General features: G+C 64.2%; 13 protein-coding genes. 4 read left to right on the top strand and 9 right to left on the bottom strand.

Annotation, left to right across the window (positions count from 1 at the left end):
* Window positions 1–10 precede the first annotated feature (10 nt).
* The 3 genes from QRN42_RS15125 to truB are packed head-to-tail and all read right to left on the bottom strand — an operon-like array spanning window position 11 to window position 1,771.
* Complete coding sequence (locus QRN42_RS15125) at window positions 11–460, bottom strand: hypothetical protein (RefSeq protein ID WP_410551079.1); 450 nt, start codon at window positions 458–460, stop codon at window positions 11–13.
* A 1-nt stretch (window position 461) separates the two neighbouring features.
* Window positions 462–815, bottom strand: coding sequence for a hypothetical protein (locus QRN42_RS15120; RefSeq protein ID WP_284979971.1), 354 nt, complete (start codon window positions 813–815; stop codon window positions 462–464).
* Between the two features lie 2 nt (window positions 816–817).
* Window positions 818–1,771, bottom strand: coding sequence for a tRNA pseudouridine(55) synthase TruB (gene truB, locus QRN42_RS15115; protein ID WP_284979970.1), 954 nt, complete (start codon window positions 1,769–1,771; stop codon window positions 818–820).
* Window positions 1,772–1,805: 34 nt separating this feature from the next.
* Between truB and QRN42_RS15110 the strand changes: the two genes are divergently transcribed.
* A complete protein-coding gene (locus QRN42_RS15110) occupies window positions 1,806–2,969 on the top strand; it encodes a pyridoxal phosphate-dependent aminotransferase (protein ID WP_284979969.1) in 1,164 nt (387 codons plus the stop codon).
* 10 nt (window positions 2,970–2,979) lie between these two features.
* On the opposite strand, the gene QRN42_RS15105 is transcribed toward QRN42_RS15110, so the two are convergent.
* The 6 genes from QRN42_RS15105 to rimP all read right to left on the bottom strand — a co-directional run bounded on the left by QRN42_RS15105 (window position 2,980) and on the right by rimP (window position 9,338).
* The gene (locus QRN42_RS15105) at window positions 2,980–3,480 is read right to left on the bottom strand and encodes a nucleoside deaminase (RefSeq protein ID WP_284979968.1); all 501 of its coding nucleotides are present in this window, start codon (window positions 3,478–3,480) and stop codon (window positions 2,980–2,982) included.
* 72 nt (window positions 3,481–3,552) lie between these two features.
* Entirely contained in the window at window positions 3,553–4,044 is a 492-nt protein-coding gene (gene rbfA / locus QRN42_RS15100) for a 30S ribosome-binding factor RbfA (RefSeq protein ID WP_284976586.1), read from the bottom strand.
* A 77-nt stretch (window positions 4,045–4,121) separates the two neighbouring features.
* Window positions 4,122–7,076 carry a translation initiation factor IF-2 gene (gene infB, locus QRN42_RS15095; RefSeq protein ID WP_284979966.1) on the bottom strand — a complete coding sequence of 985 codons (2,955 nt, stop codon included), beginning with the start codon at window positions 7,074–7,076 and terminating at the stop codon, window positions 4,122–4,124.
* 152 nt (window positions 7,077–7,228) lie between these two features.
* Window positions 7,229–7,570, bottom strand: a complete 342-nt coding sequence (locus QRN42_RS15090) for a YlxR family protein (RefSeq protein ID WP_284979964.1) — start codon at window positions 7,568–7,570, stop codon at window positions 7,229–7,231.
* A gap of 176 nt (window positions 7,571–7,746) precedes the next feature.
* Window positions 7,747–8,727 (bottom strand): transcription termination factor NusA, encoded by a 981-nt coding sequence (nusA, locus tag QRN42_RS15085; RefSeq protein WP_284976583.1) that lies wholly within the window; start codon window positions 8,725–8,727, stop codon window positions 7,747–7,749.
* Complete coding sequence (gene rimP / locus QRN42_RS15080) at window positions 8,727–9,338, bottom strand: ribosome maturation factor RimP (protein ID WP_284979963.1); 612 nt, start codon at window positions 9,336–9,338, stop codon at window positions 8,727–8,729. The genes nusA and rimP overlap by 1 nt, the downstream gene beginning before the upstream one ends.
* 171 nt (window positions 9,339–9,509) lie before the next feature.
* On the opposite strand from rimP, the gene QRN42_RS15075 reads away from it, so the two are divergent.
* The 3 genes from QRN42_RS15075 to QRN42_RS15065 all read left to right on the top strand — a co-directional run bounded on the left by QRN42_RS15075 (window position 9,510) and on the right by QRN42_RS15065 (window position 12,470).
* Window positions 9,510–10,583: a DUF4439 domain-containing protein gene (locus QRN42_RS15075; RefSeq protein WP_284979962.1), complete on the top strand. Its 1,074-nt coding sequence runs from the start codon at window positions 9,510–9,512 to the stop codon at window positions 10,581–10,583.
* Window positions 10,584–10,684: 101 nt separating this feature from the next.
* Window positions 10,685–11,413, top strand: coding sequence for a VIT1/CCC1 transporter family protein (locus QRN42_RS15070; protein ID WP_284979961.1), 729 nt, complete (start codon window positions 10,685–10,687; stop codon window positions 11,411–11,413).
* A 34-nt stretch (window positions 11,414–11,447) separates the two neighbouring features.
* Window positions 11,448–12,470, top strand: a complete 1,023-nt coding sequence (locus QRN42_RS15065; RefSeq protein ID WP_284979960.1) for an aminoglycoside phosphotransferase family protein — start codon at window positions 11,448–11,450, stop codon at window positions 12,468–12,470.
* Window positions 12,471–12,507 lie beyond the last annotated feature (37 nt).

Below are 12,507 nucleotides of genomic sequence, written 5' to 3'. Positions count from 1 at the left end.
TCGCAGCGGCTCAGGACGGCCTCCGGCGGTTCAGCCACAACAGCCCAAGGATAGGCAGCACCAGGGGCACAAAACCGTACCCGCGGCCGAACAGCGACCACACGGTATCGTGTGGGAACAGGACCGGATCGAAGAGGCTGATGGCCCCCACCACGAGCACACCCACAAGTTCGGTCAGCACCGCAGCCAGGGACACCTTGAACCAGGTGCGCCCCGGCTTGGCCAGGGAGACCGTTGCGAGGATATAGACGACGGCGGCAAAGGCCGACAGGATGTGCGAAAGCGGCGCATCAGCGAACTTCGTAGCGATTTGATAGCCTGCCCGAGCTGTTGCGGAGAGCGCGAATATCGCATACACGGCAATCAGCAGACGCCCCGGGCCCGTATTCCGGGTGTCCTTGGCAGGCTGTTGAAGCTGCTGGTTGCGTTCAGTTCCAGTCACGTTGTGCTCTTCCTTCAAGTCAGTACCAGATCTGGTTCATGCGTGCGGCCATGACCATGATGGTCACGCCCACCGCTGCGAGGACAAAGTTGGACCAGCGCGTGCGTTCCAGCACGGCCCAATACACAGCGCCCAGCGGAATCATCAGCGCAGTGATCATGTAGCCCCAGAACTCCCAGGTCTCCCCCGCAATCCGCTCACCCAACGCTACGCGCACAATCGAGCCCACAAGGTAGACCAGCAGGGCAAGTTCGACGGCGAGCACGGAAAGGATGGTGGGGTCGTTGGGGGCTTTCTTCATGAGACCGGCGACCAAGCACATGACGGTGGAGACGAGACCGACCACGAGGATTGAGTAGAAGTAACCGTCCATGCCTACTTCGCCTCCCGCGCGTCGGCGCCCGCATCTGAGCCAGGTCCGGCGCCTGTACCCGGGGCAAACACCAGTACGGGTTTGGCGAAGCTGCCCGTATCGGCCAACAGAGCAACAAGCTCCCCCGACGGCGCGAACGCCGCCGCCGGCCGCTCGGCCGTCGCGGCATCCGGAGTGCCGGCTCCCGGACCTCCGGAGATACGGCGCCCATAAGAGATTTCTATTGCTTCGTCTTCGGTCAGTTCCCGATTGGGCATCAGGGCGCGCGCCGCCAAGGACATGTCCAAGACGTCGAGTTCCTCGGCCAGTTCAGCCAGGGTGTGGGCTTGGTCCAGCGTGTAGGGACCCACCTGCGTCCTGCGCAATACGGTGAGGTGTCCTCCCACGCCCAAGCCTGCGCCCAGGTCCCGTGCGAGGGCCCGGATGTACGTTCCGGAGGAACACTCCACGGTGACGTCGACGTCGATGACCCTGCCGCCGTCGACCCGTTGGACATTGTGGACGTCAAAGCGGTGAATAGTGACCGGGCGGGGAGCAAGCTTGACCTCTTGGCCGGAACGGACGCGCGCGTAGGAACGTTCGCCATCGACCTTGATGGCGCTGACGCTGCTGGGAACCTGTTGGATAGTCCCGGACAGGGCTGCGACCCCTGCTGCAATGGCAGCGTCCGTGACATCAACCGCGCTGCGTGATTCAGTGACCTCACCCTCGGCATCGTCCGTGATGGTGGATTCGCCCAGCCTGATGGTGGCCGTGTACGTCTTGGAGGTGCCCACGATGTAGGTCAGCAGGCGGGTTGCCTTATTGATTCCAAGCACCAGGACACCTGTGGCCATGGGATCAAGGGTGCCCGCGTGACCAACTTTCCGGGTGCTGGCCAGTCGCCGCATCCGGCCAACCACATCGTGGCTGGTCCATCCCTGCGGTTTGTCAACGATCACCAGTCCAGAAAGCACGCTTACCAGTATATGGGTGGCTAGGATGGCTCCCATGCCTGAGCTTGCCGCGCACGTCCGCGAAGTCCCCGTGAACCAGATCCGTGAGATCACCGAAGCCGCGTGGGCGACGCCTAACGCAATCGTCCTCAGCATCGGGGAACCCGGCTTTGCCCTGCCGCGGCACGTCCTCGATGCCGGAATTGCGTGCTTGGACCGGGACGAGACCAATTACACGCCCAATGCCGGGATACCTGCCTTGCGCGAGGCTTTCGCCGCCCGCTTCCGGGAGCAGCAGGGCGTGGATATCAACGCCGAGCGGGTGTACGTGGTGGACGGGGCGCAGCAGGGCCTTCACTTGGCCATGAGCCTCTTGCTGTCCCCCGGCGACGAGATCCTGATCCCGAACCCCGGCTATCCCACTTTTGCCATGACCAGCCGCCTGCTCCATGCCGTCCCGGTGCAGTATCCGCTTTACCCGCACAATGATTTCCAGCCGCATATCGAGGACATCGAAGCCCTGATCACCCCGCGGACCAAAGTGCTCATGCTGAACTCGCCGTCGAATCCCCTGGGCGCCGTCATCAGCGAAGAAAGCACCCGCCAACTCGTGGAACTCGCTGTCCGCCACGATCTCTGGATCATCTCCGACGAATGCTACGAGGCCTTCACCTTCGACGTCCCGCACGTCAGCGCGGCCCGGTTCGACAGCAACGTCCCTGGCGAGGCGCGGGTCTTCACGTCCCTGACGCTGTCCAAAACGTACGGCCTCACCGGCCTCCGTATCGGTGCGCTCATCTGTCCTCCCGGCCTCGAGCAGAAGATGAACAACGTCATGGAGGCCATTGTCTCCTGCGTTGCATCGCCCTCGCAGTACGCCGCGTTGGCAGCGCTGACGGGCCCGCAGGACTACGTGATGTCGGCGTGGGAGCACTACCGCAGCAACCGGGATGTAGCTTCGGCTGTCCTTGCGGCCAAGGGAATTCCCTTCCTGGGAGCCCAGGGGGCGTTTTATCTATGGGCCGATGTCTCACATGTAAGCCGCGGGAATGTCCGCGCCTGGGTGCGACAGTTTTTGGCCGACGCGAGCGTATCGTTCGCGCCGGGAACCGCCTTCGGGTCGATTGGCGAGGGCTGGATCAGGATCGCCCTTTGCGGCAGCCAGCAAGAACTGCTCGACGGCGTCGGCAAGCTGCCGGCCCGGGAAGAGCCCACGTGAAACCGGCTGGCTAATAGGCAGTGCGCCGGGTGTGGTGCCGCCAGGCTTCGAAGGGCTGCCCGGACGATTCCAGGGGTGAGTGCTCCACGGGAAGCAACTCGGGCCTGGAACCGGCGAAATACTCGTAAAACACGGCGTCACTGAAGCCCGCGCGGGCAGCGCCGTACCGGTCCGCCGCATAGTAGACGCGGCCAATCCTGGCCCACAGCGTTGCGGACAAGCACAGCGGGCACGGTTCACAGCTTGTGTAGAGCACGGCACCGGACAGATCGAAGCGATGGGTAGCCGCCGCGGCCCGCCGGATCGCCACTACCTCCGCGTGCGCCGTGGGGTCGAAGTCACGTGTTACCCGGTTCACGCCTTCATGCACAGTTCCGTCCGCCATCACCACGACGGCGCCAAAGGGGCCGCCGCCGTCGGCTACGTTTTGCACGGCTAGCTGCACGGCACGATTCAGGAACTCATCGCGCGTCAGGGATTCCTCAGGCTGCTGGGCACTGTGCGTCGACATGCTCTGATCTTAGCGAGGCCGGGCAGCAAAAAGACCGGTTCCCAGTGCGGAAACCGGTCTTTCTGTTGTCCTTTAGCGGTTGGCGTCCTCATCGAGTTCGTCGTCGCCGGCGAGGTCAGTGTCCTCTTCGTCGAAGTCGTCCTCGTCGATGTCGCCCTTGTACGGGTCGGCTTCGCCTGCGTGCTTCGCGTTGGCAGCCAAGGCGGCCACCTCGGCGTCGCGCCGCTTGGCTTCGCGGAGCAGTTCTTCAAGGTTCGAGGCGTTGACCGGAATCTGATCGGCTACGAACTCGAGCGTGGGCGTCAGGCGCACGGTGATGTTGCGGCCAACTTCCTGCCTCAGCACACCCTTGGCCTTCTCCAATGCCTTGGCGGCATCGGAATGGGCTACTTCGTCACCGAACACGGTGTAGTAGATGGTGGCGTGCTGAAGGTCGTTGGTGACGCGGGCGTCAGTGACCGTGATGCCCTCGACGCGCGGATCCTTGACCCGACGTCCGAGGGCCTCAGCTACGACGACCTTTATCCGCTGTGCCAGCTTGGCAGCGCGTGCGGGATCAGCCATGACTTCCTCCTGGGAAAGTAGAAACGGGTATGGAACGGGTCCGCCGGGGTAACCCGACGGACCCGTTCCAACGGAACCTAAACGCGCGGCTTCTCGCGCATTTCGAAGGTCTCGATGATGTCGCCTTCATTGATGTCATTGAAGGAGCCAAGACCGATACCACACTCGAAGTCGGTACGGACCTCGGTGGCGTCATCCTTGAAACGCTTGAGCGTCTCAACGGTGAGGTTGTCACCGATGACCTTGCCATCGCGGCTGACACGTGCCTTGGTGTTACGGCGGATGACGCCGCTGCGGACGATCGAGCCGGCGATGTTTCCGAACTTGGAGGAACGGAATACTTCGCGGACCTCGGCCGTACCGAGCTGGACTTCCTCGTACTCCGGCTTGAGCATGCCCTTGAGGGCCATCTCAATGTCATCGATTGCTGCGTAGATGACGGAGTAGAAGCGCATGTCCACGCCTTCGCGGTCGGCCAGTTCGGCCACCCGCTCGGCAGGCTTGACGTTGAAGCCGATGATGATGGCGTTGTCCACCGTGGCCAGGTTGACGTCGTTCTGCGTGATGGCACCCACACCGCGGTGGATGACACGGAGCTGAACGTCGTCGTCGCCGACGTCGATCTTGAGGAGGGCGTCTTCGAGGGCTTCCACGGCACCGGACACGTCACCCTTGAGGATGAGGTTGAGGGTGTCGATCTTGCCCGCGGCAACGGCCTGGTCGAAGTCTTCGAGGCTGATGCGCTTGCGGCGCTTGGCCAAGGCAGCGTTGCGGTCGGCAGCTTCACGCTTCTCAGCGATCTGGCGTGCTGTCCGCTCGTCCGGGGTCACCAGGAAGGTGTCACCTGCACGCGGCACGTTGGAAAGACCCAGGACCTGGACCGGACGGGACGGGAGGGCGACGTCAAGCGCTTCGCCGTTCTCGTCGAACATCGCACGGACGCGTCCATGTGCTGTACCGGCCACGATCGTGTCACCCACGGCCAAGGTACCGGACTGGACCAGGACGGTAGCCACGGAACCGCGGCCCTTGTCCAGGTTCGCTTCGATGGCAATGCCTCGAGCGTCCTTGTCCGGGTTGGCCCGGAGATCCAGCGCGGCATCGGCCGTCAGGAGAACAGCGTCGATCAGTTCGTCAATGTTGAGGTTCTGGCGTGCAGAGACCTCAACGAACATGGTGTCGCCACCGTATTCTTCGGGAACCAGTCCGTACTCGGTCAGCTGACCCTTGACCTTGTCAGGGTTGGCGCCTTCCTTGTCGATCTTGTTGACCGCGACGACGATCGGCACGTTGGCCGCCTGGGCGTGGTTGAGTGCTTCCACCGTCTGCGGCATAACGCCGTCGTCGGCTGCAACAACCAGGATCGCGATGTCGGTGACCTTGGCACCACGAGCACGCATGGCCGTGAAGGCCTCGTGACCGGGGGTGTCAATGAAGGTGATGTCGCGGGCGTTGCCCTCGTGGACGTGGCTGATCTGGTAAGCACCGATGTGCTGGGTGATTCCACCGTGCTCGCCGGCCACAACGTTGGAGTTGCGGATGGCATCGAGCAGGCGGGTCTTACCGTGGTCAACGTGACCCATGACGGTGACGACCGGCGGGCGTGCCTCCAGGACGTCGTCGCCTTCGGCGTCGAGTTCATCCTGGATGTTGATGTCGAACTGGTCGAGCAGCTCGCGCTCTTCGTCCTCCGGCGAAACAACCTGGAGCTTGTAGCCAAGTTCGGCGCCAAGCAGGCCAAAGGTGTCTTCGTCCAGGGACTGGGTGGCCGTTGCCATTTCACCAAGGTGGAACAGCACGGTCACCAGCGAGGCGGGGTTCGCATCGATCTTCTCGGCGAAGTCCGTGATGGAGGAGCCACGACGCAAACGGATGATGGTCTCACCATCGCCGCGGGGTACCGATACGCCACCCAGCGACGGAGCACTCATCTGCTCCAGTTCCTGGCGCTTTGCACGCTTCGACTTGCGCTGCTTGCCACGACCGGCGCCGCCCTTACCGAAGGCACCCTGGGTACCACCGCGACCGCGGCCACCCTTGCCGAAGCCACCGCCGGCGGGAGCTCCGCCACCGGTACCTGCGCCAGGTGCGCCACCGGGACGACCCGGACCGCCGCCACCCGGACGGCCAGCGCCACCGGGGCGACCTGCGCCACCGGGAGCCGGACGCTCGGTGCGGTTGGGCATCATGCCCGGAGTAGGACGGTTTCCGCCGGGGCCTCCTGCGGGACGCGGGGCACCCGGACGGGGTGCACCGGGACGCGGAGCGCCCGGACGGGGACCACCGGTGCCTGCTGCAGGACGGGGACCGCCTGCACCAGCTGCGGGCCGGGGACCACCGGGACGCTCGCCGTCGTTACGGCCGCCCGCGCGGGGCATGCCCTGGGACGGTGCGAACGGGTTGTTGCCCGGACGCGGCGGACGATCGCCGTCGCCGCCACGACCACGGGGCATGCCCTGGGAGGTAGCAAACGGGTTGTTGCCCGGACGGGGACCGCCGGGACGCGGAGCCTGGCCGCCCTGACGGGACGGAGCCGGCGTCTCTGCCTTAGGGGCAGGACGGGCGCCGGGCTTCGCAGAAACGGACGACGTCGGAGTCGACGGCGTCGAAGCTGTGGGGCTGGGCGCGGGGCTGCCCTGTGCAGGACTTCCCTGTGCAGGACTGCCAGCAGCTTTGCCGGGCGCTGTCGGAGCAGCAAACGGGCTTGCGGCAGCGGGGTTCGGCGCAGCAGCTTGGCTGGGCGCCGAAGCGGCCGGAGCCGGTGCGGCGGGGGCCGGAGCCTTCGGCGCGGCAGGACCGGGAGCCGGCGCGGCCGGGCGGGATGCTGCGGGTGCTTTCGGTGCTGCTGCCGGCGCGGCGGACTTTGCAGCGCCTGCACCGGGGTATGCGTCGCGAAGCTTCTTCACGACCGGAGCCTCAATCGTTGATGAGGCGGAGCGAACGAATTCGCCCAATTCCTGCAGTTTTGTTACTGCATCTTTGGAAGTAATACCGAGCTCTTTGGCGAGCTCATGTACGCGGACCTTGGCCACATTTCTCCTGTCTCGGTCCGCACCGAGCCAGGCACGAACCGTCTACTTCTTACTGCGGGCCTTCACCGTTTGAGCGGCAGAAAGGCCCATTGCAGAGCGCAACAAAGTTGTCATCGTTACGCACTCATCGCTGGGAACTCATCGGGTTTCCATCAGTTTTCTGACCCGCTTTCAGGTTTGGACGGTTTTCCTGCGGCGGCCGGGGCCTCCACAGGTGGCATGCCAGGCAGGAAGAAGCGTTCGACGGCGGCAGTATCGCCGGCACCCCGAAGGGCCCTGCCAAACGCGCGCCGCTTGATCGCCAATGCCAAGCACTTGTCGTTGGGGTGCAGCCACGCACCCCTGCCGGCCATCCGGCGTCGAACGTCGACGATGACCGCGGACGAAACGCTGCCTTGGGCGACAAGCCGGACAAGCTGGGACCGGGAGCCTTGCTTCCGGCATCCGATGCAGGTACGAACCGGGCCGTGGCCGGGTTCAAGCAGTTCAGCCACGACGTGTCCAACCTGCCTTACGCTACTGGCACCCGATGCCCGAATTGCACAAGCAACCGAGGCACACCGAGGCGCGCGGATACCGGAGGTAAGCCCGGTTACTTCTAGTCTAGCCCCCCGGCGCCGCAGTACTGAAACCGCAGCACCGAAACCACGGCACCGAAACTGCTGTAAGACTACTGGTTCTTGGCGGCCGCTGCGTCCGACACGATATCGATCCGCCAACCGGTCAGCTTCGCGGCGAGTCGTGCGTTCTGGCCCTCTTTGCCGATGGCCAACGACAACTGGTAATCCGGAACTACCACGCGGGCCGAGCGAGTGGCTTCGTCCGTGATGGTGACCGAATTCACCCGCGACGGCGAGAGTGAGTTGCCAATGAAGGTGGCGGGGTCGTCACTGTAGTCGACGATGTCGATCTTTTCGTCGTTGAGTTCGGTCATGACAGCCCGGACCCGCGAACCCATCTCGCCAATGCAAGCACCCTTGGCATTGATGCCCGGAGCGTTTGCTTTGACGGCAATCTTGGTGCGGTGACCAGCTTCGCGAGCCAGTGCCACGATCTCGACCGAGTGGTCCGCAATCTCCGGAACTTCCATTTCGAAGAGCTTGCGAACAAGGCCCGGGTGCGAGCGGGACAACGTAATCGAAGGACCCTTTGCCCCGCGATGCACGTCAATGACGAAGGCGCGCAGACGGCTTCCATGCGTGTACTTTTCGCCGGGAACCTGCTCGGGCGGCGGCAGGAGTGCCTCCACGGTGCCGAGGTTGACCTGGACCATGTGCGGGTTGTTGCCCTGCTGGATCATTCCGGCCACGAGTTCACCTTCGCGGCCCTTGAACTCGCCGAGCACGTTGTCATCTTCAACGTCGCGGAGGCGCTGGAGGATGATTTGGCGCGCCGTGCTTGCCGCAATCCGGCCGAAACCCGCCGGGGTGTCCTCGAACTCGCCGATCGGCTCGCCGTCGTCGTCAATTTCGGTGGCCCAAATGGTCACGTGGCCGCTCTTGCGGTCCAACTCCGCCCTGGCCTTCTCGAAGGCACCGGGCGTCTTGTGGTAAGCCACCAGCAATGCTTGTTCGATGGTGGGAATCAGGAGATCCAGCGGGATTTCACGCTCACGCTCCAGGAGTCTCAGTGCGCTCATGTCAATATCCATTAGGCCTCCTCAGAAGGTCCATTGTGTTCGTCTTCCAGCGCAGCCTCGGGGAGGTGGCTGAACTCTATCTCGACTTTTCCTTGGCGGATCCTGTCGAAAGGAATGGTGATGGGGTCACCTTGCTTGGGCTTCATGCCCTTCTTGACTTCATGCTCGGGAATGAGCGTGACGTCCGAGGTCCCAACGGACGCAATTCTGCCCAGAATGTTCTCGCCTTGTTTGACATTGACCCGGACCATGCGACCGCGGGCGCGGTGCCAGTGGCGGGGTTCAGTCAGCGGACGCCCAATGCCGGGCGAAGAAACTTCGAGGTCGTATGGACGTCCGTCATCGTGGGGATCGTTGTCCAGAATATCCGACAATGCCTTGGAGACCTCCGCGATGGCATCGAGACTGACACCACCGGTTTGCTCTTGCGGCAGGTCGACGACGACGTGGACGGTCCGGTGCGATCCCGCAACATGGATGGCTACATCTTCGAGGAAGAGCCTGCTGGCGACGACGGCGGGCTCAAGCAGCGCTTTGAGCCTGCTTTCCTCCGGGTTGTGGATGGTGGCCGACGAGTTCGATGTTGTCCGGTCCGTTGAAGCCGTGGCTTCCGAGTCACTCACGATGCTCGCCGCCTCCCGATAGATGTTGTTGTGACTACTAGCCTAACGATTTTCGGAGGCGCTTGGTGCACGGACCTTACCGCCACCATGACACGATGGTGAGTTGTGAACGGGCAGAGCAGCGAAAGACAAACTGGGCAGAGGTGGGGACAAGTCCTCCTCCTGTCCTTGGTGGCACTCCTCGTTCTGGGCACGGGAATGGTTCTGGTTCCGCGTGAATCCGCCGCTCCCGCCCCACTCTCCTTCTCGGCTACTGCGCGCATCAGCGCGTTGACGGACGCCGTGCGGCTTCGTGAGTCATCGGCACGTTTAGCCCTCACCGGGAGCCCCGCCGGTGGAGGGAGCGACGCGAAAGAGGTCGCGCTAAAAGATGTTGTGACTTTGCTGACAACCCATGCCAGCGCCCTCCTTGGCCCGGATGGAGACTTGCCGGATGGAGTCAAGCCGGATGGGCGTTCGCCGAGCGGAGCTTCGACGGGCACTGCCACTGGCCCAGGTGCGCCCGCTGCTACCACGGCGGATCTCGTGTCGGACCTGGCCGCCAGCGGCCGACGTCGGATGGACGACGCACGCAAGGCCGACGGCGGGATCGCGCGGCTGCTGGCCGCCGTCGGATCCGCGCAGCTACTGGAGTCCGGCAAACTGGCTACCCTTTGGCAGTTGCCGGCCCCGTCCCTGGCGCCCTCATCGTCGACGTCGTTGTCGACGGCGGCGTCCAATGAACCGTCCAGCAGCCCCGCCGCCATTGCTTCCTGCCCGTCGGCCACTCCCCCGCCCGAGTCCGCCCATGCGTCCACAGCTGCAGCCTTGGCGGCCAGCGTGGCTGCGGGCCACCGGGCCGTCTACCTGTACCAAGTCGCCCTCAAACGCTTAGGCGGAGCCGATGCGTCATCGGCCGCAAAAGGCTTGCAGGACCACGAATCACAACTCAAACAGGCTGAAGACTTGACCCGTGCGGAGTGTACCGAGGTTCCCATGCCGGAGGCTGGCTACCGCCTTGACGCAGGGTTCAGCAGGGACCCTGCGGCGTCCCTGGGCGCGCTGGAAATTGGGTCCCTGGCCGTCTGGGGTGACCTGGTCGCTTTGTCCTCCGGGCCAGCCCGGGATTGGGCCCTGGAAAACTTGCTGGAGACCGCACGGCGAGGACAGCAATGGGGAGCGGCCCTGCCTGAGTTGCCGGGGATAAACCTCCAGCCGGGTTCCTTGCCCACGTTGCCGACAACCTCTGCAAGCCCGTCGCGGTAGGCAGACTCCGGGAGAGACGGGCAAAGATAAGCAAGGGTAAGCGAAAGTAGGCGAGCCTAGCCATGCTGGCCTTGAGGGCTGGCTGGTGCTTGGCTTGATGCATGGCCTCCATCGAAACCACCGCTAAGCATGAGAACGAGCCCCATCGGGATGATTTGGCGCACAGGTTGAACTGGCTGCGTGCCGGCGTCCTCGGCGCCAACGACGGTATTGTTTCCGTCGCCTCCATCCTGGTAGGCGTTGCTGGCGCCACCACGAACACGGGAAACATCTTGGCGGCCGGTGTAGCCGGCTTGGTGGGTGGCGCAATCTCCATGGCTTTGGGCGAATATGTTTCGGTCAGCAGCCAAAGCGATACCCAAAGAGCGCTGATCGAGAAGGAGCGCCGTGAACTCGCCGAGCAACCCGAGGAGGAACTCGACGAGTTGACGGCCATCTACGAGAGCAAGGGCCTCAGCCCCAAAACAGCCCGCGCCGTGGCAGAGGAACTCACGGAACACGATGCCTTGGCGGCCCACCTCTCAGCGGAACTCAACATCCATGAGGACGACATCGTCAGTCCTTGGAGCGCCGCGTTCGCTTCTGCTGTGGCGTTCACCTTGGGGGCGGTGCTGCCTTTGCTTGCCATGCTCCTGCCACCAGCCGGTATGCGCGTCCCGCTCACATTCGCCGCGGTTTTGATCGCACTGGCTATCACTGGCGCTGTCGGCGCCTGGATCGGCGGGGCACCTCGGCTGCGGGCTGCGGTCCGCGTTGTTCTCGGCGGGGCTTTGGCCCTGGCCGCGACGTTCTCCATCGGAACCCTGCTGGGGGCCAGCGGCGTTTTCTAAGGGCTGTGCGCTGGCCCGGAGTTAGGCTGATCGCGTGAACCTTCGAGCGATCGTGCCCATTCCTGGTGATTTGCATGCCCGCTACAACCGGAGCTCTGCTGGACGGGACTGGCTGGCCAGCCTGCCAGGGCTGATCGCCGGGGCGCTGGATCGCTGGGATCTCAGCATAGACCTCGTCCCCGGCCAAGAGCCGTGGAATGGCCACGGCTCACTCGTAGTTCCGGTGGTCCGCCAAGGCGGTCAACGCGCTGCCTTGAAAATTGCCTTTCCGCACGAGGAAGCGATGGCGGAAAAGCACGCGCTGGCACTGTGGGAAGGACGCGGAGCAGTACGGCTCCTGGCATCGGAAGCCTCAGACTGCTCGGCCGTGCTCGAACGGCTTGACGCCTCGCGCCGGCTCCAAGACACGACCCTGGATGAGGCCCGGGACGTTTGGGGCGCCATTATGCGCCAGCTCTCCATTGAGCCGGATCACCGCCCTGAGTGGGCTGACCTGGATCACGTTGCGGCCACTGCCGAGCGATGGAGCGATGAATTGCCCGCGGATTGGGAGCGCTTGGACCGGCCGTTTCCCAGGTGGCTTCTCGAAGCGGCGCTGGAAGTGTGCCAGACGCGGGGAGCCGTGGGTCGCCGCTCAGGCAGGGACGTGCTCGTTCACACGGACCTTCATTTCATGAACATCCTCGCCACGATGCCTGATGAGCAAGCGCGGCGAGGCGCGTACCTGGCCATCGACCCGCAGCCCCAAATCGGTGAGGCAGAGTTCGCGGTGGCTCCGATTTTGTGGAACCGGATCCGGGAGCTGCCGCGGAACAGTCCTGAGGAGGGTCTCTTGGAGCGCTGCCACGACTTCAGTGTGGCCGCGGGCCTGGACCCCGAAACGGCCCGGCAGTGGACCATTGCCCGGGAGGTGGAAAATGCTGTGGCTTATGCCGGGAAGGCCGGACACGAGGCAGACTTAGCCCGTTCGCTCTGGGTGGCCAGCACATTGGCAGGCAAGACCCTGGACGGGCTTCCGCCGGCCCACGCCCTGCCCGCCCCGGGCGAGGCAGCCTGACCAAACCCGAGGCAGGCCAAACGGCACCAGGATGCCG

This window comes from Arthrobacter sp. fls2-241-R2A-200, from assembly GCF_030209745.1.
Lineage (GTDB): Bacteria > Actinomycetota > Actinomycetes > Actinomycetales > Micrococcaceae > Arthrobacter.
This window is presented reverse-complemented; position numbering and strand designations above follow the sequence as displayed.

Bases quoted from the DNA above. Each gene is read 5' to 3' on its own strand.
- QRN42_RS15120 (WP_284979971.1), bottom strand. From the start codon at position 815: ATGGACGGTTACTTCTACTCAATCCTCGTGGTCGGTCTCGTCTCCACC.
- QRN42_RS15110 (WP_284979969.1), top strand. From the start codon at position 1,806: ATGCCTGAGCTTGCCGCGCACGTCCGCGAAGTCCCCGTGAACCAGATC.
- QRN42_RS15105 (WP_284979968.1), bottom strand. From the start codon at position 3,480: ATGTCGACGCACAGTGCCCAGCAGCCTGAGGAATCCCTGACGCGCGAT.
- rbfA (WP_284976586.1), bottom strand. From the start codon at position 4,044: ATGGCTGATCCCGCACGCGCTGCCAAGCTGGCACAGCGGATAAAGGTC.
- nusA (WP_284976583.1), bottom strand. From the start codon at position 8,727: ATGGATATTGACATGAGCGCACTGAGACTCCTGGAGCGTGAGCGTGAA.
- QRN42_RS15070 (WP_284979961.1), top strand. From the start codon at position 10,685: ATGGCCTCCATCGAAACCACCGCTAAGCATGAGAACGAGCCCCATCGG.